This window comes from Methylorubrum subtropicum, from assembly GCF_038442325.1.
In the GTDB taxonomy this organism is placed as follows: Bacteria; Pseudomonadota; Alphaproteobacteria; order Rhizobiales; family Beijerinckiaceae; genus Methylobacterium; species Methylobacterium subtropicum.
Genome location: NZ_JBBXMW010000001.1, coordinates 371,811 through 397,686 on the forward strand (window position 1 = coordinate 371,811; position 25,876 = coordinate 397,686).

The 25,876-nt window shown below is 72.0% G+C and carries 20 protein-coding genes; 16 read left to right on the forward strand and 4 right to left on the reverse strand.

The features are described 5' to 3' along the window. The first annotated feature begins 83 nt into the window (after nt 1-83). Nucleotides 84-1,520, forward strand: a complete 1,437-nt coding sequence (cls, locus tag AAHG03_RS01745) for a cardiolipin synthase (protein ID WP_342148278.1) — start codon at nt 84-86, stop codon at nt 1,518-1,520. On the opposite strand, the gene AAHG03_RS01750 is transcribed toward cls, so the two are convergent. From AAHG03_RS01750 to AAHG03_RS01760, 3 genes are all read right to left on the reverse strand, one after another. After that, the gene (locus AAHG03_RS01750) at nt 1,411-2,184 is read right to left on the reverse strand and encodes an endonuclease/exonuclease/phosphatase family protein (protein ID WP_342148280.1); all 774 of its coding nucleotides are present in this window, start codon (nt 2,182-2,184) and stop codon (nt 1,411-1,413) included. The genes cls and AAHG03_RS01750 overlap by 110 nt on opposite strands. 86 nt (nt 2,185-2,270) lie before the next feature. Continuing rightward, nucleotides 2,271-3,062, reverse strand: coding sequence for an enoyl-CoA hydratase (locus AAHG03_RS01755; RefSeq protein WP_342148282.1), 792 nt, complete (start codon nt 3,060-3,062; stop codon nt 2,271-2,273). A gap of 31 nt (nt 3,063-3,093) precedes the next feature. Next, complete coding sequence (locus AAHG03_RS01760; protein WP_342148284.1) at nt 3,094-3,540, reverse strand: Rrf2 family transcriptional regulator; 447 nt, start codon at nt 3,538-3,540, stop codon at nt 3,094-3,096. Nucleotides 3,541-3,625: 85 nt separating this feature from the next. On the opposite strand from AAHG03_RS01760, the gene AAHG03_RS01765 reads away from it, so the two are divergent. Then, nucleotides 3,626-4,405 carry a class I SAM-dependent methyltransferase gene (locus AAHG03_RS01765; protein WP_342148285.1) on the forward strand — a complete coding sequence of 260 codons (780 nt, stop codon included), beginning with the start codon at nt 3,626-3,628 and terminating at the stop codon, nt 4,403-4,405. Nucleotides 4,406-4,417: 12 nt separating this feature from the next. Here the strand turns inward: AAHG03_RS01765 and AAHG03_RS01770 are convergent, their stop codons facing one another. Continuing rightward, nucleotides 4,418-4,816: a RidA family protein gene (locus AAHG03_RS01770; RefSeq protein WP_342148286.1), complete on the reverse strand. Its 399-nt coding sequence runs from the start codon at nt 4,814-4,816 to the stop codon at nt 4,418-4,420. A 140-nt stretch (nt 4,817-4,956) separates the two neighbouring features. Here AAHG03_RS01770 and AAHG03_RS01775 point away from each other — a divergent pair, with 140 nt between their 5' ends. From AAHG03_RS01775 to addA, 14 genes are all read left to right on the forward strand, one after another. Continuing rightward, complete coding sequence (locus AAHG03_RS01775; RefSeq protein WP_342148287.1) at nt 4,957-5,553, forward strand: TetR/AcrR family transcriptional regulator; 597 nt, start codon at nt 4,957-4,959, stop codon at nt 5,551-5,553. A 66-nt stretch (nt 5,554-5,619) separates the two neighbouring features. Continuing rightward, nucleotides 5,620-6,231: a nitroreductase family protein gene (locus tag AAHG03_RS01780; RefSeq protein WP_342148289.1), complete on the forward strand. Its 612-nt coding sequence runs from the start codon at nt 5,620-5,622 to the stop codon at nt 6,229-6,231. Between the two features lie 116 nt (nt 6,232-6,347). Then, on the forward strand, nt 6,348-7,973 hold the full coding sequence (locus AAHG03_RS01785) for an acyl-CoA synthetase (RefSeq protein ID WP_342148292.1): 1,626 nt from the start codon (nt 6,348-6,350) through the stop codon (nt 7,971-7,973). 64 nt (nt 7,974-8,037) lie between these two features. Continuing rightward, nucleotides 8,038-8,901: a transporter substrate-binding domain-containing protein gene (locus AAHG03_RS01790; protein ID WP_342148294.1), complete on the forward strand. Its 864-nt coding sequence runs from the start codon at nt 8,038-8,040 to the stop codon at nt 8,899-8,901. Nucleotides 8,902-9,039: 138 nt separating this feature from the next. Next, the gene (locus tag AAHG03_RS01795) at nt 9,040-10,395 is read left to right on the forward strand and encodes a diguanylate cyclase domain-containing protein (RefSeq protein ID WP_342148295.1); all 1,356 of its coding nucleotides are present in this window, start codon (nt 9,040-9,042) and stop codon (nt 10,393-10,395) included. A gap of 363 nt (nt 10,396-10,758) precedes the next feature. After that, nucleotides 10,759-12,165, forward strand: coding sequence for an adenosylhomocysteinase (gene ahcY, locus AAHG03_RS01800; RefSeq protein ID WP_342148296.1), 1,407 nt, complete (start codon nt 10,759-10,761; stop codon nt 12,163-12,165). Between the two features lie 594 nt (nt 12,166-12,759). Next, the gene (locus AAHG03_RS01805; RefSeq protein ID WP_342148297.1) at nt 12,760-15,357 is read left to right on the forward strand and encodes a sensor histidine kinase; all 2,598 of its coding nucleotides are present in this window, start codon (nt 12,760-12,762) and stop codon (nt 15,355-15,357) included. Nucleotides 15,358-15,511: 154 nt separating this feature from the next. Then, on the forward strand, nt 15,512-17,092 hold the full coding sequence (tsaE, locus tag AAHG03_RS01810) for a tRNA (adenosine(37)-N6)-threonylcarbamoyltransferase complex ATPase subunit type 1 TsaE (RefSeq protein WP_412759701.1): 1,581 nt from the start codon (nt 15,512-15,514) through the stop codon (nt 17,090-17,092). Between the two features lie 30 nt (nt 17,093-17,122). Then, nucleotides 17,123-17,872, forward strand: coding sequence for a nucleotidyltransferase family protein (locus AAHG03_RS01815; RefSeq protein WP_342148572.1), 750 nt, complete (start codon nt 17,123-17,125; stop codon nt 17,870-17,872). Nucleotides 17,873-17,937: 65 nt separating this feature from the next. Continuing rightward, a complete protein-coding gene (locus tag AAHG03_RS01820; protein ID WP_342148299.1) occupies nt 17,938-18,381 on the forward strand; it encodes a tellurite resistance TerB family protein in 444 nt (147 codons plus the stop codon). Between the two features lie 67 nt (nt 18,382-18,448). After that, the gene (locus tag AAHG03_RS01825; RefSeq protein ID WP_342148300.1) at nt 18,449-18,736 is read left to right on the forward strand and encodes a hypothetical protein; all 288 of its coding nucleotides are present in this window, start codon (nt 18,449-18,451) and stop codon (nt 18,734-18,736) included. Continuing rightward, nucleotides 18,736-19,197: a PIN domain-containing protein gene (locus AAHG03_RS01830; RefSeq protein ID WP_342148302.1), complete on the forward strand. Its 462-nt coding sequence runs from the start codon at nt 18,736-18,738 to the stop codon at nt 19,195-19,197. Before AAHG03_RS01825 ends, AAHG03_RS01830 begins: the two co-directional genes overlap by 1 nt. Nucleotides 19,198-19,215: 18 nt before the next feature. Further along, on the forward strand, nt 19,216-22,335 hold the full coding sequence (gene addB, locus AAHG03_RS01835; RefSeq protein WP_342148304.1) for a double-strand break repair protein AddB: 3,120 nt from the start codon (nt 19,216-19,218) through the stop codon (nt 22,333-22,335). A 16-nt stretch (nt 22,336-22,351) separates the two neighbouring features. After that, nucleotides 22,352-25,789, forward strand: coding sequence for a double-strand break repair helicase AddA (gene addA / locus AAHG03_RS01840; protein WP_342148306.1), 3,438 nt, complete (start codon nt 22,352-22,354; stop codon nt 25,787-25,789). Nucleotides 25,790-25,876 lie beyond the last annotated feature (87 nt).

The following is a 25,876-nucleotide window of genomic DNA, read 5'->3' on the forward strand; positions in this document are numbered from 1 at the left end:
CTGTTCGCGAAGGCCGGCTTGGCCTATGTGCGCATCGCGAGGCGCGGCTTCGCGAGACGGGGCGCGGAGCGGCGGGCGGACCGGTGGAAGACATCCTCACCCGCTGGCTCGGGCAGACGGCCGCCATCCGCGCGGATCTCCTCGCGGCCGTCGGCATCCTGATCTCGTTCGGCGTCAGCCTGCACATCCTGCTACGCAAGCGCGTGGTCGGCTCGGCGATCGGCTGGACCGGGCTGGTCTGGCTCTCGCCGGTCTTCGGCACCGCGCTCTACCTCACCTTCGGCCTCAACCGGGTCGAGCGCCGGGCGCGCAAGCTCAAGCGGCGCCCCTCCGTCCAGTACGACGAGACGCCCCAGGCCCCGGCCGCCGTGCCGGAGGCCTATGCGCCCCTGGACCGCGCGGTGCGCGCCATCACCGGCCTGCCGACGGTGGCCGGCACCGGCATCGCTGTTTTCCGCAACGGCGACGAGGCCTATCCGGCGATGCTGGCGGCGATTGCGGGGGCGCGCCGCAGCGTGGCGCTGTCGAGCTACATCTTCCTCGACGACGAGATCGGACAGACCTTCATCTCCGCACTGAAGGCGGCCAAGGACCGCGGCTGCGAGGTGCGCGTCATCCTAGACGGCATCGGCAGCGGCTACTTCTACCCGGCGGCGTGGCGGCGTCTCAGGAGCCTCGGGGTGCCGGCGGGCCTGTTCATGCATTCGGTGCTGCCCTGGCGGATGCCGTTCCTGAACCTGCGCACCCACAAGAAGCTCCTGATCCTCGACGGGCGCGTGGCCTTCACCGGCGGCGTCAACATCTCCGACGGCAACCGCGTCGCGACGAAGCCCAAATTCCCGATCCGCGACACCCATTTCCGGATCGAGGGGCCGGTGGTCGAGCAGCTGGCCCAGGCCTTCATCGTCGATTGGGCCTTCGTCTCGGGCGAGGATCTGGAGGGCGAGGCGTGGATGCCGCGGCTCTCGCCCGCGGGCGACCTGACCGCCCGCGTCGTCACCTCGGGGCCGGACGCCGACATCGAGAAGATCGCCACCGTCGTCCTTCAGGCGATCAGCTGCGCGCGCAGATCGATCCGCCTGACGACGCCCTACTTCCTGCCCAACGACATGATCGTCAGCGCGCTCTGCCTCGCGGCGACCCGCGGGATCGAGGTCGATGTCGTGATCCCGAGGAAGAGCGACCATCCGATCGTCGATTGGGCGACGCGGGGGCATATCGATCCGCTGCTCAGGAGCGGCGTGCGGATCTGGATCGACGAACCGCCGTTCGACCATTCGAAGGCGCTGTCGGTGGATCGGCAATGGTGCTTCATCGGCAGCGCCAACTGGGATTCGCGCAGCTTCCGCCTCAACTTCGAGCTGAACGTCGAGGTCTACGACGCCGCGCTCGCCGGCCGGCTCGACGACTTCATTTCGGGGAAGTGCGAGACCCGCCTGACCCAGGCCGATCTCGACGCGCGCCCGCACCTCGTGCGCCTGCGCGACGCAGCCGTGCGACTGCTTCTGCCATACCTCTGAGCCGGCCGGGCGCGCACGGCCCCTCCGGCGCGGGCGCGAGCCGCACCGTGATCGGATGGTGGTCGGACAACCCGCGGGGCAGCACCGCCCGCTCGTGGCAGACGAGGCCGCGCACGAGGCAGCGGTCGAGCCGCAGCGGCAGCACATCGACCATGGCATGGGTCGGGCGCCGGGGGCCGACGTCGCGAAAACCCGGCAGCAGGGCCGGGCCGACGATGTTGTAGTCGCCGAGCACCGCCGCGCGGGCCGGCAGATGGCTCTCGATCCGCCGGAGCTGGCGCCGGTTGAGCACCTGCCCGTGCGAGAGATGGACGTTGCCGACCCCGAACCCGTCCCAGTCGAGCACCTGACACACCCGGTCGATCAGCACGCCCGGCGGCAGCGGCACGATCTCCGGGGGCTTGCCCCACGGCACCGGGCTCCACATCGCCAGACCGTGGATGCGCCCCGGCAACTGCGCCCAGGCATAGACACCGCCGACGCGCTCGGGCAGGGCGCCGATCTCGCGGGTCGCCTCCTGCATCAGCAGCAGGTCGGGCCGCTCCCGCTCGATCAGCTCCACGAGGCAGTCCACCGCCGCGCCGGTGCGGCGCAGCAGGTTCCAACTCACGATTTTCCTGGAGTTCGGATCGGGCTCGGGGAGGGGAGGGTCTGGTTGCAGCATGGGGGTCCGTTCGCGGGCTTGGTCGGCTCCAAAACGCCGCCGAAGCCAATGCGCGGGCGGGCAAAGGGTTCGCGCTTCGGCGCCGCTTAGCGCCCCTTCCGGTTCAGGAAGGCGCCGATGCCGTCTTCGGCCGAGCGCGCCAGCATGTTCTCCGCCATCACCCGGCCGGCATGGGCGTAGGCTTGCGCCAGCGGCATCTCGATCTGCTCGTAGAAGGCGCGCTTGCCCACCCGCACGGTATAGGCGCTGCGCGCCGCAATGCCCTTCGCGAGGTCCTGCGCCTGGGCCAGTGTCGCGCCGGCGTCCGTCACGTCGCTGACGAGGCCGAGCGCGCGGGCCTCCTCCGCCCCGACCATGTCGGCGGTGAGCAGCATCCGCATCGCCGCCTTGCGCGACAGGTTGCGCGAGAGCGCCACCATCGGGGTCGAGCAGAACAGGCCGATCTGCACGCCGGGCGTCGCGAACCGCGCCTGCGCCCCCGCCACCGCGAGATCGCAGGAGGCCACGAGCTGGCAGCCGGCGGCGGTCGCCACGCCCTCCACCGCCGCGATCACCGGCTGGGGCAGGGCGGGGATCGCCATCATCACCGCCGAGCACAGTCCGAACAGCGTTTCGAACTTTTCCGCGCCCCGGTCGGGCTCGGCGCGGTAGCCGGTCATCTCCTTGAGGTCGTGCCCGGCACAGAAGGCCGGCCCGGACGCCGCCAGCACCACGGCGCGGACCGATTCGTCCTCCGCCAGCGCCGCGAAGGCGTCGCGCATGGCTTCCAGCAGGGCGAAGGACAGGGCGTTGCGGGCCGACGGCCGGTTGAGGGTGAGCGTCGCGACGCCGTCGCGGTCCTCGCGCAGCAGCAGGGCGGGTTCGGCATGTTCGGCCATGGCGGTCTCCGGGGCGTGCGGCCAGACCTTATCACGGGCCGCCGCAGCCGCCCGAACCGGCGCAGTGCGCGTCGAAGCCGCGGGCGAGTTCCGCGAGGCTGATCCGGCCGAGCCGGGCGACGAGCAGCGCCTCGGCCTCGCCGAGCGCGTCCTCGATCGCCGCGTTGACGACCCGCTCGACCGCGCAGTCGGGGTTCGGGCGGTCGTTGCCGATGGCGAAGAGGCGCGGGCCGCCGACCGCCCGGTGGATGTCGAGGAGCGACACCGTGGCGAGGTCGGCGGCGATGGCCCAGCCGCCGCCATGGCCCTTGTCGGAACGCACGTAGCCCGCCTCGCGCAGGCCCGCCATCGTGCGCCGGACCACCACCGGATTGGTGCCGAGCATCGCGGCGATCGCCTCGGACGTCATCGGGCGGTCGTGCCGGGCCATGTGGAGCAGCACATGGAGCATCCGGGAAAGGCGGCTGTCGCTTCGCACGCGCGATCCTTCGCATGCCGGAGCGGATTGGCAAGCGCGCCCAATCACGATACTCATGAAGTTACGTGACAGGGAATGATCCACGATGAGCGGCTACGACGATCCGGAACGATGGGACGCGGTCGCCCGGCACTACGCCACGACCGCCCATCCCTTCACCGCGCGCTACGCGGAGGCCGCGCTGGCGGGCGTGCCGCTCGGGCCCGAGACCCATGTCCTCGACGTGGCCGCTGGCACCGGAGCCCTCGCCCTGGCGGCGGCGCGGACCGGCGCGCAGGTGCTCGCGACCGATTTCTCCCCCGGCATGGTCGCCCGGATCGGGCAAGCCGGCCTGCCGAACGTCGAGGCGCGGGTGATGGACGGGCAGGCGCTGGCCCTTCCCGACGGGAGCTTCGATGCAGTCTTTTCGATTTTTGGCGTGATCCTGTTCCCTGACTGGCGCCGGGGTCTGGCCGAGATGGCGCGGGTGACGAAGGCCGGCGGGTACGGCGTCGTCGCCACGTGGCAGCGGGGCGGGGCGGCGACGTTCCTGCTGCTGAGCGAGGTGCGGGGCCGGCTGTTTCCGGAGATCGATCCGATGCCGATGCCCGAGGGCGTGCTCGCCTTGAGCGATCCGGAGGATTTCGCGCGCGAACTCGTCGCCGCGGGCTATCGCGATCCGCACATCACCTTCGTCACCCACGATTTCGAACTCGACGTCGCCGCCCTCGACGTGCCCGAGACCCTGTTCGGGATGTCGCAGGACTGGGCGCGCCTGAGCGAGGCCGAGCGGGCGGCGATCCTCGACGAGATGCGCCGGATGGCGGCGGGGCGCCCGGTCCTGCCCGTGCCCTCGACCGCCCTGATCGCCGTGGCGCGGCGCTGACGGCGCGCCCGATCACGCCGCCTGCGGGATGCGAGCGATGACTTTGATCTCGAAATCGAATCCCGCGAGCCATGTCACCCCGACCGCGGTCCAGTTCGGATAGGGCGGGGCGCCGATCACCGTGTCGCGCACAGCCATCAGGGTCTCGAACTGCGCCTCCGGGTCGGTATGGAAGGTGGTCACATCCACCACGTCGTCGAAGCTGCAGCCCGCCTCTCGCAGCACCGCGTCGAGCCGATCGAAGGCGCGGCGCACCTGGGTCGCGTAGTCCGGCTCGGGCGAGCCATCCTCGCGGCTGCCGACCTGACCCGAGACGAATAGCAGGTCGCCGGAGCGGATCGCGGCGGAGTAGCGGTGCTGCTCGTAGAGCGCCTGCCGGCCGGGCGGGATGATCGCGTCGCGCTTGCCCATGATTCGATCCTCTCGATGGCCGGGGCCCTTCCCCGGCGTCGCGGCGCGCTTCATATACGCACCGTATGCGGGAGATGTGTTTGCATACGGCGCGTATGTCAATCCGTATACGTGATGCATGCGAAGAGGCGGAGACCACGATGGCGGCCGGGCAGCGCGCGCGGATGATGGAGGAGACGCGGGCCAAGCTCTTGCTGGCGGCGCGAAACGCCTTCGCCGAGAAGGGGTTCGCGGCGGCCTCGATGGATGAGCTGACCGCCGCCGCCGGGCTGACGCGCGGGGCGCTCTACCACAACTTCGGCGACAAGAAAGGCCTGCTGCGCGCGGTGCTCGAACAGCTCGACGCCGAGATGGTGGCGAAGGCCCGAGCCGTCGGCGAGCGGGCGGCGACGCCGTGGGCGGGCTTTCTGGAGGAATGCGTCGCCTACATCGAACTCGCGCTGGAGCCCGAGATTCAGCGGATCATGCTGCTCGACGGGCCGGCGGTGCTCGGCGATCCCTCGCGCTGGCCGGGCCAGACCGCTTGCCTGCGGGCCACGACCGAGACGATCCAGGCCCTGATCGACTCCGGCACCCTGCATCCGGTCGATGCCGAGGCCGCGGCCCGGCTGATCAACGGCGCGGCCCTCGACGCCGCCCTCTGGGTCGCCGCCGCCGACGAGCCCCGCGCCGTCCTGCCGAAGGCGATCGAGGCGTTCCGCTGTCTCGCCTCGGGCCTTTTGAGGAACGAGGTCTGACCGGCCTTTTGCACCGCACCGCGCGGTGCCCTACCTCTGTCGGACGAGACAGGAGACCGCGCGCACGTGACGACCGAGACCGACCGCCCGACCACCCGCACGCCCGACCACGCGATCGAGCCGCTCTTCGCGGAGCGCTGGTCGCCCCGCGCCTTCACCGGGGAGGCCGTGCCGGAGGCCGAGCTGATGCGGATGTTCGAGGCGGCGCGCTGGTCGCCCTCCTCGTACAACTCGCAGCCCTGGCGCTTCGTCTACAGCTTACGCGACACGCCCGACTGGGCGGTCTTCCTCGACCTGCTGGTGCCGGGCAACCGCAAGTGGGCCGTCGATACGGGCGCGCTGGTGTTCCTCGTCTCGAACAGCCGGATGAAGGTCGGCGACGAGTTGAGGCCCGCCCCCAGCCACTCGCTCGATGCGGGCGCCGCCTCGCTCGCCTTCGCGCTCCAGGCCAACCGGCTGGGCTGGCACGTCCACGGCATGGGCGGCTTCGACCGCGAGCGCGCGCCGGCCGTGCTGAACGTGCCGGAGCACCACAAGATCGAAGCCGCCTACGCGGTCGGGCGCGCCAAGCCCTGGGCCGACCTCACCGAGGAGCAGCGGGAGAAGGAGCGCCCCAATGCCCGCCGCCCGATCACCGACTTCGTCCATGCCGGCGGCTTCCCGAAAAACGAGGCCTGAGCCGAAGGTCCGGGTTGCGGCGGGCCGGCGCGCGCGGCGAGAAGCCGGCACACGGTGAACGAGGAGACGCGGGGTCCGGCGACACGGAAGCCCCGCGAGGGTCGAGGAACGATGCCGTGCTGGAGCCGGCCGCAACCTACGAAGAGCTGACCGCGAATTTCCGCTGGGAGATCCCGGAGCGCTACAACATCGCGGCCGATGTCTGCGACCGCTGGGCGCTGTCCGAGCCGGAGCGCCCGGCGATCCTCGAGGTCGCGCCCGACGGCACGGTGGCGACGATCCCCCACGGCGCGTTGCGGGCCCGCTCCCTGGCGCTCGCCGCCGGCCTGTCGGCCCGCGGCGTCGGCGTGGGGGATCGGATCGCGGTGCTGCTGCCGCAATCGGCCGACGTGGTCGTGACGCATCTGGCCGCCTATCGCCTCGGCGCCGTCGCCCTGCCGCTCGCCGGCCTGTTCGGCGCGGAGGCCCTGCGCTACCGCCTGGGCGATGCCGGGGCCCGCGCCGTCGTCACCGACGCGGCCGGGCTCGCCAAGCTCGCGCCGATCCGTGAGGCGCTGCCCGACCTCACCCTCATCGTCAGCGTCGACGGGCCCAGGGACGGGGCCGAGGCGCTCGCCGCGATCGAGGCCGCGGGAAACCCGGAGGAATTTGCACAGCAAGAAACCGGGCCGGACGATCCGGCGCTGATGATCTACACCTCCGGCACGACCGGGCTCGCCAAGGGGGCGCTGCACGGGCATCGCGTCCTGCTCGGCCACATGCCGGGCTTCCTCATGATGCACGACTTTCCCGGCCCCGGTGACGGGCCGGTCTGGACGCCGTCCGACTGGGCCTGGGCCGGGGGCCTGCTCAACGTGGTGATGCCGAGCCTGCGTCTCGGCCTGCCGGTGGTGGCCCGGTTGTCCGCCCGGTTCGAGGCGGAGGACGCGTTCCGGCTGATGGCCGCGCTCCGGGTCAGCCACGCCTTCCTGCCGCCGACGGCGCTGCGGATGCTGCGCGCGGTCCCCGCGCCCCGCGAGCGCTTCGATCTCTCGGCGCTGAGGAACATCGCCTCGGCGGGCGAGGCGCTCGGGCCCGAGACCTTCGCCTGGGCCCGCGACGCCCTCGGGCTCACCATCGGGGAGGCCTACGGCCAGACCGAGTGCAACCTCGTGCTCGCCGCCTGCCGCCGGGCCGGGGTGGCGCGGCCGGGCTCGACCGGCCGGCCGGTGCCGGGCCATCGCGTGGCGGTGCTGCGGGTCGACGGGAGCGAGGCGGATGTGGACGAGCCCGGCGAGATCGCCGTGAAGGCCCCCGACCCGGTGCTGTTCCTCGGCTACTGGAATCAGCCCGAGGCGACCGCCAAAAAGTTCAGGGACGGGTGGTGGCTCACCGGCGACACCGCGCGGCGGGACGCCGACGGCTACATCCACTTCGTCGGCCGCGAGGACGACCTCATCACGTCTGCGGCCTACCGCATCGGCCCGACCGAGATCGAGGATTGCCTGCTGCGCCATCCGGCGGTGGCGCTCGCCGCCGCGGTCGGCGTGCCGGATCCCCTGCGGACCGAGATCGTGAAGGCCTTCGTCGTCCCGCGCGAAGGGTTTACCCCCTCCGACGATCTCGCCGCCGACATTCTGGCCTTTGCCAAGAAGAACCTCTCGGCGCACGAGGTGCCGCGCGCCCTCGAATTCCGCGAGAGCCTGCCGATGACGACGACGGGCAAGATCATCCGCCGGGCCCTGCGCGACGGGACCGCCTGACCGATACGGCACCGCGCTTGCTCGGCAACGGCCCGTTGACGAATTCGGTGCGATTCGCTCCTTCATGCCGGTACGACCTCACCTCTCCTTCTTGCGGACAAGCGGCCGGGCGGTATTCCTCGCCGCCTGTCTCGTCGCGGCAGGCGCAGCCCGCGCCGAGGAGGCGCCGGCCTGGGCGGTCTACGACGCCCCACCCTTCTCGATGATGGACGGGCCGGAGCGGGAGACCGGCATCTTCGACCGCATCCGCCAGCTCCTCGACACGCGCCTGTTCGGAGGGCCCGCCCGCACCCTGCGCGCGCCCTTCCCCCGCGTCGTCAGCGCGCTCAAGGACGGCGCCGAGATCTGCTTCGTCGGCGGCATCCGGACGCCGGAGCGGGAGGCCTTCGCGGTGTTCTCGCTGCCCATCGCCATGTTTTACCCGCTGCGGATCGTCGTCCACGCGCCGGAGCGGGCCCGCTTCGAGGCGCGCGGGCCGCTGTCGCTGCCGGCCCTGCTGGCGGACAAGAGCCTGCGCACCAGTTTTTTGCGCGACCGCACGTTGGGGCCGGACATCGACGCCCTCGTTCGCGCGGGCGGCCCGCCGACCGTGCATTCGGAGTTCCGCGAGGCGTTCCGCATGCTGCTCGCCGACCGGCTCGACTATCTCGTGGAATACTCGGCCATCGCGGCCTATCAGGCCCGGAGCCTCGGCCAGCCGGAGGGCGTGACCGCGCTCCCCTTCGCCGAGGCGCCCGCGCCGGTGTTCAGCCGGGTGATGTGCCCCAACACCGAATGGGGCCGCGCGCGCGTCGCCCGCATCGACGCGATCCTGCGGGCCGAACGGGCGAGCCCGGCCTACCGGCAGATCGTCGAGGCCTGGGCTGAGCCGGGCGATCTCGGCACGATTCGCGCGGCCTATGACGGCGCGTTCCTGACCGTCGAGTAAGGCGCTCCCCAGGAACGGAAAGGACGTCCCCCGGAGCGTGACGCCGCGTCAACGAAAGGCTAAGCTCTCGCTTCGGATAAATTATCCACGGTGATTGCGCCGCGACCGATCCGCCCCATGGGAGACCGAGGAGACCGCGTGACAGGCCCGCTCCCCGATCCGGCTCCGACCACGCCTTCGACCACCCCTTGGTCCGGCCCCGCGCGGCGCCTGTTCGGCTCGTCGCTCGCCGCCCGCCTGCTGCGGGTGATCCTCGGCTGCTACCTCGTGGTCGCGGTCGCGGTGACGGGCGTGCAGGTTTTTACGGAGTACCGCAGCGCGCACCAGCGCCTGGAGGCCGACATCCGGGCGATGGAGCGCACCTTCGGCGAGGGGCTCGCCGACGCCCTGTGGAACTTCAACGCGGGGGTCTTGCGCGGCATCCTGCGCGGGGTCGCCGAGATGCCGGTGGTGACCGGCGCCGAGGTGCGCGACGAGCATGGCGGGCTGGTCGAGCGCGTCGGCGACGCGGCGGGTGTGCAGCGCTGGCCCGCCCTGTTCGACCGGCCGTTCGAGCGGCGGTTCGAGCTCGTCTACACCGACGAGAACCGCCGCCCGCACCGGGTCGGCCACTGGATCGTGCGCTCCAACGACGGCATCGCCCTCGATCAGGTCAAGGAGACGCTGATCGTCATCCTGATCAACTCGCTCTTGAAGACCCTGGCGCTGCTGGCAATCTTTTCCGTGGTGGTCCACCGCATGGTGGGCGTGCCGCTCGCCGAGATCGGCGCCTTCGTGACCGGGCTCGACGCCCGCACCCTCGGGGCGCGGCCGCTGCGGCTGCGGGCGCGGGGCCACCACGAACTCCATCTGCTGGCGGGCGTGTTCAACGCCATGGCGGCCAAGCTGCGCCGCGCCTTCGACGACAACGCCGCCCTCTTGCGCGACCTGCAGGAGGCCAACGCCACGCTCCAGGCCCGCGTCGAGGAACGCACCCGCGACCTGGAGCGCCTCGCCGTCACCGATCCGCTGACGGGCCTCAGCAACCGCCGTGCCCTCGACGAGGCCCTGGTCGAGGCGGTGCGGGAGGAAGGCGCCGGCTTCAGCCTGATCCTGGCCGACATCGACCACTTCAAGGCGATCAACGACCGCCACGGCCACGCGGTGGGCGACGCCGTGCTGGTGGCGCTCGCCGGGGCGCTCGGCGACGCGGCGCGGCCGGGCGACCGGCTCGGCCGCTGGGGCGGCGAGGAATTCGTGATCCTGTGCCCTGCGACCGACCTCGCGAGCGCGCAGGCGCTCGCCGAATCGATGCGCCTGCGCGTGGCCGGGACGGAGATCGCGGGGGTCGGGCGCCGGACCTGCTCCTTCGGCGTCGCCGAGCGGATCGCGGGCGAGAGCGTCGACGGCCTGCTCGCGCGCGCCGACGCGGCCCTCTACGCCGCCAAGCACAACGGCCGCGACCGGGTCGAGACGGCGGACGCTCCGGCCCTCGACCGCCGCAGCGCGGCCTGAGACGGCCGATTCGCGTTCCACCTCACCCCGTCATTGCGAGGCGGAGCCGAAGCAATCCAGCGCTCCGCACTCTACGGATGATGCGCGTGGTTGGCCGCGTGATCGGCGCAGTCTCGCCCTCTCGAGAAACGTCGCGCTCTGGATTGCTTCGGCTCCGCCTCACAATGACGAGAAGGGCGACCGGCGACGGGGAGGGTGGCAGCCCGTCCCATGCGCCCGCGTTGTCGCGAACCGCTCCAAACGCATAAAGACATCTTTATGTCTTGATTGCTCCCTAAGCCCCGCCCTGCTACAGGGACGATCGACGCGCCGGTCCGCCGGCGCCCGTGGGCCGCGACGGCCCGCTTCGAAGAGGGACATCACATGGCTGCAGCCAACGATTACATCGTCCGCGACATCGGTCTGGCCGATTACGGCCGCAAGGAGATCTCGATCGCCGAGACCGAGATGCCGGGCCTGATGGCGACCCGCGAGGAGTACGGTCCGTCGCAGCCGCTCAAGGGCGCCAAGATCGCCGGCTCGCTGCACATGACGATCCAGACCGCGGTGCTGATCGAGACGCTGAAGAGCCTCGGCGCCGACATCCGCTGGGTGTCCTGCAACATCTACTCGACCCAGGACCACGCCGCCGCCGCCATCGCCGCCGCGGGCATCCCGGTCTTCGCCGTGAAGGGGGAGACCCTGGAGGAGTACTGGGACTACACCTCGAAGCTGTTCGACTGGCATGACGGCGGCATGCCGAACATGATCCTCGACGACGGCGGCGACGCCACCATGTTCGTGCATCTGGGTCTGCGCGCCGAGAACGGCGACACCGCCTTCCTCGACAAGCCGGAATCCGAGGAGGAGGAGATCTTCTTCGCGCTCCTCAAGAAGAAGCTCGCCGAGAAGCCGAAGGGCTGGTTCGCGGGTCTCGCCGACTCGATCAAGGGCGTCTCCGAGGAGACCACCACGGGCGTGCACCGCCTCTACAACCTCGCCAAGGAGGGCAAGCTGCTCTTCCCGGCGATCAACGTGAACGATTCGGTCACCAAGTCGAAGTTCGACAACCTCTACGGCTGCAAGGAGTCGCTGGTCGACGGCATCCGCCGCGGCACCGACGTGATGATGGCCGGCAAGGTCGCCATGGTCGCGGGCTTCGGCGACGTCGGCAAGGGCTCGGCCGCCTCGCTCCGCAACGCCGGCTGCCGCGTCATGGTCTCGGAGATCGACCCGATCTGCGCGCTCCAGGCCGCGATGGAGGGCTACGAGGTCGTCACCATGGAAGATGCCGCGCCGCGCGCCGACATCTTCGTGACCGCCACCGGCAACAAGGACATCATCACGATCGAGCACATGCGCGCCATGAAGGACCGCGCGATCGTGTGCAACATCGGCCACTTCGACAACGAGATTCAGGTCGCCGGCCTGAAGAACCTCAAGTGGTCGAACATCAAGCCGCAGGTGGATGAGATCACCTTCGCCGACGGCCACCGCATCATCCTCCTGTCGGAGGGTCGCCTGGTGAACCTCGGCAACGCCACCGGCCACCCGTCCTTCGTGATGTCGGCCTCGTTCACCAACCAGACGCTGGCCCAGATCGAGCTGTGGACCAACCCGGGCAAGTACGATCGCCAAGTCTACACGCTCCCCAAGACCCTCGACGAGAAGGTCGCGGCGCTCCACCTCGAGAAGATCGGCGTGAAGCTCTCCAAGCTCCGCCCCGACCAGGCCGCCTATATCGGCGTCGCCGAGACCGGCCCGTTCAAGCCCGAGCACTACCGCTACTGAGCTGCGGACGCCGGCAAGACCGGCGCACCGACGGACGAACCAGGGAGCCCGGCTGCAAGGCCGGGCTTCTTTTTTTTACGCGCCGGCCGAGGCTTCCGCTCGCCCCTGCCGATTCCTCTCGTCATTGCTTCGGCTCCGCCTCGCAATGACGGGGTTGGGGCGGAGGCCGAAGCGAGCGGGCGGAAATCGCATGCCTTCTCAGCCCCTCGGCGCGTAATCGAACCACACGGCCATCAATCGAAATCGAGCGGCAGCACCGTATCACCGGGCGCGAAGAGCGCCCCGCTTGAGCGGCCTCGGCCACGCCGAGGCGTCTAGCGGAGCGAGCAGCCTAAGGCCGCGGACGCGGCCGCCGGCGCTTGAGGCCAACTAAAGATACTGTGGCTTTTGTGCGCCCCGGCGCGTCCGAATGCAGCGCGGTCCCGGTTCGGGGCAGAAAGGCGCTTCCAGCCGGAATCCCCCCCGCGTTAGGATGGGGCGAACAAACGGAGCGGGCGCCCGCGCCTCGGCCCATGGTCGGGGGCGACGGGATGCTTTTGCCCGGACGGCGGCGTTCGGCCGTCGCCGTCCGGCGCGGGTGTCGGGGGCTTGAGGATGGGTCTGGAACGGACGGTGCGCGGCCTCGCGCGTGCCGGCGTCCTCTGGGTCGCGGCGCCGCTGGCGGCGGCGGCCGAGGGCGCTCCGTCCGGCGGCGCGGGGTCGATGCTGGGACCGATGCACACGCACAACGCCGCCGGCTTGGCCGTGCTGATCGGCCTGACCGTGTTCGCGACGATCCTGTCGCTGCTGCACATGCGCGAGCGCGGCCGCTGGATGCGCCGCGAGCGCGCCCTGCAGGATGCGCTCTCCGCGCTCAGCGGCGCCCACGACCGGGCCGAGATGCTGCTCCATTCCGAGCGGCAGGTGCTCGTCACCTGGGCCGGCCGCGGCGAGCCCGTGGTCGAGGGCGATGCCGGCTTCGCCCAGGATCTGAGGGGCGGGGCGCCCGATCCCCGCGGCGTCCAGAACGGCGCCAAGCGCCTGCTCGCCTTCGGCTCCTGGCTCGCCGCACAGGACGCGCAGCTCCTCGATTCCGCCGTGGCGGCCTTGCGCGAGCGCGGCACCGGCTTCCGGATGAACCTGCGCAGCCTCGCCGGGCGCTACATCGAGGCGCAGGGCGGGGCCGTCGGCGGGCGGGCGCTGCTGCGCCTGCGCGAGACCACGGAGGAGCGGCGCGAGCTGATCGAGCTGCGCGGCACCCTCGATGAGACCAAGCGCGGTTACGCGGCGCTCGCCGGCCTCCTCGACGCGATTCCCCAGCCGGTCTGGCATCGCGCCCCGGACGGGCGCCTCGCCTTCGCCAACGCGGCCTACGCCGCCGCCGTCGAGGCGCCGGGCCGCGAGGCGGTGCTGGAGAGCGGCCTCGAACTGCTCGACCGCGCCGCCCGCGAGCAGATCGCCCGCCGCCCGGCCTGCAACGCCGCCCGGCCCCAACCCTTGCGCCTCTCCGCGGTGGTCGCGGGGGCGCGGCGCACCCTCGACGTCTGCGAGAGCGTGACCGAGACCGGCCGCGTCGGCATCGCCGTCGACGTCTCGGAATTGGAGAGCGTGCGCGCCGACCTCCAGCGGCAGATGGACGCCAACGTCCGCACCCTCGACCAACTGCCGACCGCGGTGGCGATGTTCGACGCGCGCCAGCGCCTGATCTTCCACAACGCCGCCTACCAGCGCCTGTGGGACCTCGACCCGGCATTCCTCGATTCGAAACCCCTCGACGGCGAAATCCTCGACCGGCTGCGCGCCGCCCGGAAGCTGCCCGAGCAGGCCGATTTCCGCTCGTGGAAGGCCGAGGTGCTGGCCGCCTACCGCGCGGTCGAGGCCACCGACACGCCCTGGTATCTGCCCGACGGGCGCACCCTCCGGGTGCTCGCCGACCCCAACCCGCAAGGGGGCCTGACCTACCTCTATCAGGACGTCTCGGAGAGCATGAAGCTCGCCTCGCGCTATGACGCGCTGATGAAGGAGCAGGCCGAGACGCTGGAGGCGCTGAAGGAGCCCGTGGCGGTGTTCGCCGCCGACGGGCGCTTGACGGTCGCCAACCGCGCCTTCGCGACGACGTGGCGGATCGATCCGGCGGTGCTGGCCGACAAGCCCTACGTCGACAAGGTCATCGCCGCCTGCCGCACGCTGACGCCCGACCAGGGCGCCTGGGCCGGCATCCGGCAGGCGATCACCGGCCTGTCCGACTCCCGCAGCGGGCATGCCTGCCGCCTCGACATGAGCGACGGCACCGTGCTCGACTGCTCGGCCCAGCCGCTGCCGCTCGGCGCGACGCTCCTGACCTTCATCGACGTGACCGCGAGCGCCAATGTCGAGCGGGCGCTGACCGAGAAGAACGACGCCCTGGAGCGCGCCTCGCAGCTGCGCGACACCTTCGTCCACCACGTCTCCTACGAGCTGCGCTCGCCGCTCACCAACATCATCGGCTTCACCCAGCTCCTCGGCGACGAGACGGTCGGCGCCCTGAACGAGCGCCAGCGCGAGTATTCCGAGCACATCATGCGCTCGTCCGCCGCGCTCCTCGTCATCATCAACGACATCCTCGACCTCGCCTCGATCGATGCCGGCTCGCTCGAATTGCAGCGCGAGACCATCGACGTGCGCGCCACCGTCGAGGCCGCCGCCCGCGGCATCGAGGATCGGCTGGCCGAGTCGCATATCGGCCTCGATCTCGACGTGCCGGAGGGCGTCGGCAGCGTGTTCGCAGACGGCAAGCGCGTGCGCCAGATCCTGTTCAACCTCCTGTCGAACGCCGTCGGCTTCTCCGAGCCCGGCCAGCACGTGCGGGTCGAGGCGCGGCGCCAGGGCGGCGCGCTGACCCTCTCGGTGATCGACCAGGGCCGTGGCATCCCCGGGGAGGTGATCGACCGGGTGTTCGACCGGTTCGAGAGCAACACGCTCGGCACCAAGCATCGCGGCGTGGGCCTCGGGCTGTCGATCGTGCGCTCCTTCGTCGAGCTGCATGGCGGCCGGGTCGAGATCGCCTCGGCGCCGGGGCTCGGCACCCGCGTCTCCTGCCTGTTTCCCGCCGAGCCCTCGCCCGGCAACGGGCGGTTGCCCAACGCCGTGCCGGACGCCGAGGCCGCCCGCACGCCGCGCAACGGCCCGACGCCGAACGGCCGCGCCGCCGCCAGCCTCGAAGCGGCGGAGTAGGGAAAATAGCATCCCGGCCGGGGCTTGGCCGCGGCTTTCAAGGTTTCGCCTGCGGTAAGAAAACCGGTTAAGCATCCCCTGCTAGGATCGCGCGAAACCGTCGGGCCACAATGTCCGGCGGATGCGTCCGGCGGTGCGTGCGGAGGGTGAGGCGTTGAGCGAGGACACGGACGGCACGGGCCGGGATTCCTCGGCCGAGACGCCCAAGCGGCGCCCGGCATGGGAGGTGCTGCTGCCGGAAGAGGGCGCCACCGAGGACATGGCCGCGTTCCTGGCGGGCTTCCTCCTGCCCGGCGACCTCGTGGCGCTCTCAGGCGGCCTGGGGGCCGGCAAGACCACGCTCGCCCGCGCGATGATCCGCGAACTCGCGGGCGACCCGCGGCTCGAAGTGCCGAGCCCGACCTTCACCCTGATGCAGCCCTACGAGACGCGCGCCGGCCGCCCGGTGATCCACGCCGACCTCTACCGCCTGCGCGGGCCCGACGAGCTGGTCGAACTCGGCTTCGACGAGTTGGCCGAGACCGCCATCACCCTGGTCGAGTGGCCGGAGCGGCTGGGCGCGCGCGAGGCCGAGACCCTGTCGGTCGATCTCTCGCTGCGGCCCGAATACGGCGAGGGCGCCCGGCTCGTGCGGATCGAGGGGACGCCGGGCATGCGCGAGCGGCTCGACCGCGCCCGCGCGGTCCGCGCGCTGATCGCCCGCACCGGTTGGGACGAGGCCGACCGGGTGCCGATGCAGGGCGACGCCTCCTCGCGCGCCTACGAGCGGCTGGTGAAGCCCGGCGGCGAGACCGCGGTGCTGATGATCGCGCCCCCCCGCCCCGACGGCCCGCCGGTGAAGGACGGCAAGCCCTACAGCGCCATCGTCAAGCTCGCCGAGAGCATCCACGCCTTCGTCGGCATGGACCGGGCGCTGGTCGGCCTCGGCGTGTCGGCGCCCAAGATTTTGGGCGAGAATCTCTCGGCCGGGCTGCTCATTCTGGAGGATCTCGGCTCCGAGCCGGTGGTCGAGAACGGCGCGCCGCGCCCCGAGCGCTATTCGGAGGCCGTGCGGCTGCTCGCCAAGCTCCACGCCACCGACCTGCCCGACCGGGTGCCGGTGGGCGACGGCCACGAGCACGTGCTGCCGCGCTACGACGCGGAGGCGCTGCTGTTCGAGGTCGAGCTGATGCCCGAGTGGTACGCACCCGCCATCCGCAACACCCATCTGCCGCCGGACGCGCGGCGCGAGTTCCAGGCGCTGTGGGGCGACGCGCTCAAGGACCTGCTGACCGAGCGCACCACCTGGACCTTGCGCGACTACCACTCCCCCAACCTGATCTGGCTACCCGAGCGCGAGGGGCTGGAGCGGGTCGGCGTGATCGACTTCCAGGACGCGGTGATGGGCCACCCGGCCTACGACGTCGCCTCGCTGCTGCAGGACGCCCGCGTCGATTGCAGCGCCGATTTCGAGCTGCGGCTGCTCGGCCTCTACATCCGCGAGCGCCGCGCCCGCGATCCGGGCTTCGATCTCCAGGCCTTCGCCCGCTCCTACGCGGTGCTGGCGGCCCAGCGCGCGACGAAGATTCTCGGCATCTTCGCGCGGCTCGACAAGCGCGACGGCAAGCCGGGCTACCTCGCCCACCTGCCGCGGATCGAAGGGTATCTCGCCCGCAACCTCGCCCACCCGGCGCTCGGCCCCCTGCGGGCCTGGCACGAGACGCAGTTGCCGAGCCTCGTCGCGCCGACTGCCTGACCCAACCCTCCAAGAACCGCCATGGCCGCCATGACTGACGCGCCCGAAAATCCAAAAAGAATCACGCGCGCCTTCGTGCTCGCCGCGGGCCTCGGCAAGCGGATGCGGCCGATCACGGCTACGACCCCGAAGCCGCTGGTCGAGGTCGCCGGCAAGGCGCTGATCGATCACGCCCTCGACCGGGCGGCCGAAGGCGGGATCGAGACGGCCATCGTCAACGTCCACTGGCTCGCCGACCTGATGGAGGGCCATCTCTCCCACCGCACCGGCGGCCCGGCCATCGTCATCTCCGACGAGCGCGAGGAATTGCTGGAGACCGGCGGCGGCATCCGCAAGGCGCTGCACCATCTCGGGTCCGAGCCGTTCGTGGTGTTCAACTCCGATTCGTTCTGGCTGGAGGGTCCGCGCCCCAACCTCCCCCGGCTGATCGAGGCCTGGAACCCGGACGGCATGGACATCCTGCTGCTCGTCGCCCCGACGGCGACCAGCCTCGGCTACGAGGGCGCGGGCGATTTCGACATGGATGCCGAAGGGCGCCTCACGTGGCGCGGCGAGCGCGAGGTCGCGCCCTTCATCTACGCGGGCGTCGCCATCCTGAAGCCGGAGCTGTTCGCCGACACGCCGGAGGGCGCGTTCTCGCTCACCCTGCTGTTCGACCGGGCGGCCAAGCGCGGCCGCCTTCACGGCCTGCGCCTCGACGGGCAGTGGCTCCATGTCGGCACGCCCGACGCCATCGAGGCGGCGGAAGCCCGCGTGCGCCAGAGCGCACAGGTGCCGTGAGAGTACCGTGAACCTCGGGCCGCGCGGCGTGTTGAAGCCGGTTCGGGCATGACGGCAGGGTGAGGATGGGTCTGATCTCGGAAACGGTGGAGCGCTTCCGCCGCACGCTGACGGCCTATGCCGGCGACGAGAACCTGATGCAGGCCGCGGTGTCGGCCTGCGCCAACGTCGCGGTCGCCGACGGCGAGGTGATGTCGGAAGAGTTCGACACGGCGCTCGCCGGGCTTCGCGCCGACCCGATCCTCGAAAAGGGCTACGACGGCTTGATGCTGGAACACGCCCTCTACGAGGGCCTGGGCCGCGCCCGCACCCGCGCCGGCCGCTCCGAGAACCTCGTGCGCGTCGCGCTCATCGCCGACCGCCCGGAGGAGCAGCGCCGCACCGTCTTCCTGCTGGCCGCGGACGTCGCCGACCACGAGGGCATCGGGGCGAAGGAGCAGGCGGCCTTGGCCGAGATCGCCGAGGCTTTGGGGGTCGATGGGGCGGGGTTGCTGGCGCGGTTCGGGTAGGGGTGGATCGGGCCTCCCCCTGACCGGCGCGAACGCTTACATTCGAGCGGCACGCTCGGAGGTTGCCATGGACGTGAAGGAAGCGGTGGCCAAGGCGAAGACCTACGTCGCGGAGGCCTTCGCCGGGGAAAGCCTGACGAATCTCGGCCTCGAAGAAGTCCGCTTCGACGACACGGCGGAGGCGTGGTCGATCACCCTCGGCTTCTCGCGCCCCTGGGACGCACCGAAGATCGTCACCAACCGGCTCGGGCGCGACCTCGACCTCAACCGCATCTACAAGACCGTGCGGATCGCCGACCCGGACGGCCGGCTGCTCGCGGTGGACGACCGGGTGCCGCTGATGGCCGAGGGGTGATGCAGCGGTGCCTCCTCGACACCAACCTGTTGGTCCTGCTCATTGTCGGCCGCGCCTCGCCGGCCTTCGTGGGGGCGCATAAGCGAACCCGCAGCTACCGGAGCGAGGACCTGCCGCTGCTCGAAGAGTTGCTGACGAAGGCTACCCGGATCGTCACGACGCCGCACGTACTGGGCGAGACCTCGAACCTGATCCGGCAGTTTCAGGAGCCGGGCCGCGGCCGGATCGTCGAAGCCTTCCGGGATTTCGCTGTTGGGGCCGAGGAAATCCACGTCCCCTGCGCGGAAGCGCTCGCACGGCCGGAATTCGCCCGTCTCGGCCTGACCGATGCCAGCATCCTCGCCGCGCAGCGCGACGATGTCGGCCTCGTCACCGACGATCTCGATCTTTATGTTTCCAGCGTCACCGCCGGATTCGACGCGATCAACTTCACCCACGAGCGCGCCCGCCGCCTCGGGTGACCTTTTCAGCCAAAGCCCATGTCCGCCCCCCGCGTCCTCACCATCCCCCCCGGCGCCCCGTTCCTGCCGACGCTCGCCGACGCGCTGGTGTCGGGCCGCCTCGTCGGCGCGCTCGGCGACGATCCGTTCGCGCTGGCCTCGGTCACGCTCTACCTGCCGACGCAGCGCGCGGTGCGGGCGCTCTCGACCGTGCTGGCGCAGCGCCTCGGCGGCGCGGCCCTGCTGCCGCGGATGATCCCGCTCGGCGAGGCCGACGAGGCCGAACTCGACCTCTCGGCCAACGCGCTGCTGGAAACGCCCGAAGAGCTGCTGCATCCGGCCGTCGCGGCCCTGGAGCGGCGGCTGATCCTGGCCCGCCTCGTCCAGAAATGGGCCGAGACCGTCGACCGCGAACTCTTGCCCATCGACGACGAGGTACCCTTCCTCGTGCCGTCCTCGCCCGCCGACGCGGTGGCGCTCGCCGCCGACCTCGAAGGGCTGATGGACGCGCTCACCGTCGAGGGCCTGCCCTGGAACGAGATCGGCGCCGCGGTCGAGGCCGAGCATTCGCGCTATTTCGGCCTCACCCTCGATTTCCTGCGCATCGCCGCCGAGAACTGGCCCGGCATCCTTGCCGACCGATCGCTGGCCGACCCGGCGGTGCGGGCGCGCCGCCTCGTGCTCGCCGAGGCCGACCGGCTGGCGCGCGAGCGGCCGGGCGATCCGGTGGTGGTGGCAGGCTCGACCGGCTCGGTCCCGGCCACCGCCCGGTTGATCGCCGCGGTGGCACGGCTCCCCCGCGGCGCCGTGGTGCTGCCCGGCCTCGACCTCCATCTCGACCCGGAAGGCTGGGACGCCATCGACGGCGGCGGCAACCCGGAGGACGCCGCCCACGGCCATCCGCAGGCGATCCTGCGCCAGCTCATGGGCCGCAGCGCGCTCAGTATCGGGCGCGAGGCGGTGGCGCCGCTCGGCGATCCGCCCCCCGAGGCGGTGGCGCGCGAAAAGCTGCTGTCGCAGGCCCTGCGCCCAGCCGAGACCACCGACGCCTGGGCCGGGCTCGACCCGGCCGAGCGTCTGACGCTCGCCCGCGACGGGCTGGCCGGCCTCGCGGTGGTCGAGGCCGCGGACGAGCGCGAAGAGGCGCTGGTCGCGGCGCTGGCGCTACGCGAAACCCTGGAAACGCCCGGCGCCACCGCCGCCCTGGTGACGCCCGACCGGGGCTTGGCGCTCCGCGTCTCGGCCGAACTCGCCCGCTGGGGCATCGTGGCGGAGGATTCCGCCGGCCTCGGCCTCGCCCGCTCGCAGGGCGGACGCTTCGCCCGGCTCGTGGCGGAGCTTGCCGCCGAGCCCGCCCCGTCCCGCGTCATCTCGCTGCTGGCCCACCCCTTCGTCCGCCTGGGGCTCACCCGCAGCGAGGTGGTGCGCGCCGGCGCGGCGCTGGAGATCGGCGGGCTACGCGGCCCCGCCCCGGTGCCGAAGAACAGTTTCGACGGCATGCGCACGGCGCTCGAACTCAACCGCACGGGCACCGGGCGGGTGCCGCGGGCGAAGCGGCGGCTCAAGGCGATCGACTGGGAGCTGGCGGCGCAAGTCCTCGACCGGCTGGAGATCGCGCTCGGTGATTTCCGCACCGACCGGCAGCCGGCGGTCGGCAACCTCGTGGCGCTCGCCGCCCTCCACCGCGAGGCCTGCGAGCGGATGCTCGACGGCCCGGAAGGCGAGATCGACGATCCGTCCCTCGACACGCTGGACCAGCTGTTCGACGATCTCGAAGCCGCCGCCGACGAAGAGCTGCCCGGCCGGTTCGGCGACTACGCCGCCGTCTTCACCGCGCTCGCCCGCGACCGCACCGTGGCTTGCGCGCGGGACGGCGCGCATCCGCGCCTGCGCCTGCTCGGGCCGCTGGAAGCGCGGCTGCTCACCGTGGACCGGATCGTCCTCGGCGGCCTCGACGAGGCGGTCTGGCCGGTGCGCCAGACCACCGACGCCTTCCTCAACCGGCCGATGCGGGGGCAGGTCGGCCTGTCGCCGCCGGAGCGCCGGATCGGGCAGGCGGCGCACGACTTCGTGCAGCTGCTCGGTACCCACGACGCGGTGCTGACCCGCGCGGCCAAGCGCGAGGGCTCGCCGACCGTGCCCTCGCGCTTCCTCCAGCGCCTGCGCGCCTTCGGCGGCGAGGGCCCGTGGGAGGCCGTGATCGCGCGCGGACGCCGCCTGCGGGGGCTCGCCGCATTGCTCGACCGGGGCCGCGAGCCCGCCCCGCCGCGCCTCGCGCGCCCGGCGCCCAAGCCCGACCCGGCGCTGTTCCCGCGCCGCCTCAGCGTCACCGAGATCGAGACGCTGGTGCGCGACCCGTATTCGATCTTCGCGCGTCACGTGCTGGGGTTGGAGGCGCTGGAGCCGGTCGCCGTGGTGCCGGGCGCCTCCGAGCGTGGCACGCTGATCCACAAGATCCTCGGCGACTTCGCGCTCGCCCATGCCGGGCCGCTGCCGCCGCAGGCCGACGAGTTCCTCTACGCCATCGCGTTCGACGCTTTCGGCCGGCTGCAGGACCAGTACCCCGAACTCTACGCCGAGTGGTTCCCCCGCTACGAGCGCATGGCGATCGAGTTTCTGGAGTGGGAGCGCGCGCGCAGGCCCGACCTCGCCGGCATCCATCCGGAGATGTCGGGGCGGTGGGACATCCCGCTGGGCTCCGAGACCTTCACCCTCACCGGCCGCGCCGACCGCATCGAGCGGCGGGCCGACGGCGGCTGCTGCATCGTCGATTTCAAGACCGGCTCGCCGCCCTCGAACCGCACCGTCTTCGCCGGCTTCTCGCCCCAGCTGACGCTGGAGGCCGCCATGCTGATGCACGGCGCCTTCGAGGGCCTGAGCGCGCACAGCGTGCCGGACCTCCTCTACGTCCACGCGTCCGGCGGGCGCGAGCCGTTCCGGCCGATCCCGATCAAGCCGCCGCCGGGCGAGGCGCGGGCGGTGGAGGTCATCGTACAGGAGCACGTCACGCGGCTGCGCGGGCTGCTCGCCCGCTACATGACCGGGGAGGCGGCCTACGTCTCGCGGCCCTTCCCGCAATACGTGCGCGCCTACAGCGACTACGACCACTTGGCCCGCGTCCTCGAATGGTCGCTGGCGGGCGAGGGGCAAGAGGCGTGAGCAAAAGGAAAGCGCCGTGAGCGGCTTCATCGTCGACGAACTGACGAAGTCGGCCCAGCTCAAGGCCGCCGACCCGCGCCTCTCGGCCTGGGTCTCGGCCAATGCGGGCGCGGGCAAGACCAAGGTGCTGACCGACCGGGTGCTGCGGCTCCTGCTCGACGGGGCACCGCCGGGGCGCATCCTCTGCCTCACCTTCACCAAGGCGGCGGCCGCCAATATGTCGATCCGCGTGTTCCAGCGCCTCGGTCGCTGGGTGACGCTGGACGACGCCGCGCTCACGACGGAACTCACCGAACTCACCGGCGCGCGCCCGCCCCGCGCGACGCTGCGGCTCGCCCGCCGCCTGTTCGCCCGCGCGGTCGAGACGCCGGGCGGCCTCAAGATCGAGACCCTGCACGCGCTCTGCGAGCGGCTGCTGCATATGTTCCCGTTCGAGGCCAACGTCCCGGCCCGCTTCGTCGTGCTCGACGAGACGCAAGGACGGGATATGTTCGAGATCGAGACCGACAACGTGCTCGCCGACGCCATTTTGGGCGGCGACAAGGGCCTGTCGGAGGCGCTCGCCGTGGTCGGCGCCGAGGCCTCGGGCGATACGCTCCGCGACGCGATCCGCGCCGCCATGCGCACCCGCGCGCTGTTTTCCGATCACCGGGCACTCGGGCCGGCGCTGGCCCGGCTGCCGCGGGCGCTGGCGCTCGAGGACGGCGCCAGCGTCGAGAGCATCGAGCGCAACATCCTGGAGGACGGCGACCTCGGCGACTGGCGCGAACTTGCAACGAAACTGCGCACCGGCAAGGCGACCGACGAGCGGCTCGCCGACGCGCTGGTCGAGGCCCACACCTTGCTGGATGCCGGCAAGGCGCTCGCCCCCTACCGCTCGGTCTTCTTCACCGACCGGGACGAGCCACGCGCGGAAAAATCGCTCGGCACCAAGGCGGTGCCGGAGGAGGTGAAGCAGGCGCTGATCGACGAGCAGGCCCGCCTGATCCCGCTGTTCGACGCGCTCCGCGCCGCCCGCGCGCTCGCCCGCACCGAAGGTCTCTATCGCCTCGCCGCCGAGATCCACCGCCGGATCGAGGCGCAGAAGACGCGCCAGGGCGCCCTCGATTTCGACGACCTGATCCACAAGACCCTCGATCTGCTCTCCCGCGTCGGCGCCTCCTGGGTGCTGTACAAGCTCGACCGGGGCGTCGATCACGTGCTGGTCGACGAGGCGCAGGACACCAACCCGCAGCAATGGGAGATTCTGCGCACGCTCACCGCCGAGTTCGCGGCGGGCGAGGGCGCGCGGGGATTGCTGCGCACGCGCTTCGCGGTCGGTGATCCCAAGCAGTCGATCTACAGCTTCCAGGGCGCCGACCCGCGCGAGTTCGAGGTGACGCGCCGCGCCTGGGGGAAGGCTGCCGCGGACGCCGCGATCGGCTTCGCCGATGTCGGGCTCACCCTATCGTTCCGCACCGCCAATTCCGTGCTCAAGGCGGTGGACGCGGTGTTCAAGGTGCCGGAGCACTTCGCCGGCCTGTCCTTCGAGGACCGGGCGACCGGCACCGTCCACGCCTCCGCCCGCGGCGAGGTGCCCGGCGCGGTCGAGCTGTGGGGCATCGAGGAGCCGGCGGAGACGGAGGAACCCGACGCCTGGGCCGCCCCGGTCGATGCCCCGGAGGCCAACGCGCCCGCGATCACGGTCGCGCGCCGCATCGCCCGCGCGGTTCATGCCTGGACCACCACGGGCGATGCCTGCGGCCGGGTCTGGCGGCCCGGCGACGTGCTGATCCTCGTGCGCAAGCGCTCGGCGGCGTTCGAGGAGGTGATCCGGGCGCTGAAAGGCCTCGGCGTGCCGGTGGCCGGCCAGGACCGGCTGGAGGTCGCGGGTCACATCGCCGTGCTCGATCTCGTCGCGGTGGGCCGCGCCGGCCTGCTGCCCGCCGACGACCTGACGCTCGCCACCGCCCTCAAGACCCCGCTGGTCGGCCTGACCGACGACGACCTCACCCGCATCGCGGCCCGCCGCCCGCTCGCGGAGACGCTGGAAGACGCGCTCGCCCGCCACGCGGAGGCCGGCGACGAAGCCGCCATCCGCGGGCGCGACGCGCTGGCACTGTGGATTCGGTTGGCGGCCGAGAACGGCCCGTTCGGCTTCTACGCCGCGCTGCTCGGCGCCCATGGCGGGCGCAGCCGCCTCGTGGCGCGGCTCGGCGGCGAGGCGGGCGACGCCATCGACGTGTTCCTCGCCCAGGCCGCGGACGCGGAAGCCGGGGCGGACGCCGCGCCCTGCCTCGACGCGTTCCTGTCCGACTACGTGACCCGCCCCGGCCGCGGCAAGACCGGCCTCTCGGTCAAGCGCGATCTGGAAGCCGGGCGCGACGAGGTGCGGGTGATGACGGTCCACGGCGCCAAGGGGCTGGAGGCCCCGGTCGTCGTCGTCATCGACGGCTGCGAGCCGCTCGGCCGCAACGACCCGCCGCTGCTCGCGCTCGACGCCCCCGCGGACGGCCCGCTCCCACCGGTCTGGACCGGCGGGCGCACGCAGGATTGCGCGGCGACCTCGGTGGCGCGCCAAGCCCTCCAGGCCCGCGCGCGGGAGGAGCACAACCGCCTGCTCTACGTCGCGATGACGCGGGCGGCCGACCATCTCGTGATCGCCCCCTATCGCGGCGCCACCCGCGAGACCCCGGCCTCGTGGTGCGAGATGGTCCGCATCGGCCTGGAGCGGCATCTCGGCCCCGGCGAGGGAATCGAGACCGCGCACGGCCCCGTGACGCTGTGGCGCGAGGGCGGCCACGCCGCGCCCGGCCACGCCGCGCCCGCCGCCCTGCCGGAGCCCGAGACGGTGCCGGACTGGCTGTTCTCTCCCGCCGCCCCCGAGGCCGAGGCCGCGCCCCCCTTGAGCCCGTCGGGCGCGCTCGGCGCGGCGGACGGCCACCGCCCGCCGCGCCGCCGCCAGGGCGACGCCGAGGCCCGCCGCCGCGGTGCCCTGATCCACTCGCTCTTGGAGCACCTGCCCCGGATCGATCCGGCCCGCCGGGAAGAGGCCGCCGCCCGCTTCGCCGGTGCCCGCGCGCCGACGCTTGAAGCGTCGAAGCGCAACGAGCTGGTCCGCACGGTGCTGCGGCTGATCGCGATGCCGGAGCTGGCGCCGCTGTTCTCGGCTCAGGCGCGGGCCGAGGTGGCGCTGTCGGGGCGCCTGACGGTGGACGGGATCGAGCGCGACGTGACCGGCCGCATCGACCGCCTCGTCGTCGGCGCCGACAGCGTGACCCTCTGCGACTTCAAGACCGGCCGCCCGCCGGACGACGACGCCCCGATCCCGCAGCGCGAGGCCGCCCAGGTGGCGCTCTACGCGCGGCTGGCCGCCGCGGTCTGGCCGGGCAAGCGGATCACCGCGCTGCTGGTGTGGACCTCGGGGCCGGTGGTGCGGCGGCTGGGGGAAGGGGAGATGGCGGCCTTCGGTTGATCAGCCCGGAGAGCCGCGCATCCCCTCGCCCCGCTGTGCGGGGAGAGGGTCGCGACGACCTCGTCGTCGGCGCGACAAGGCGGAAGC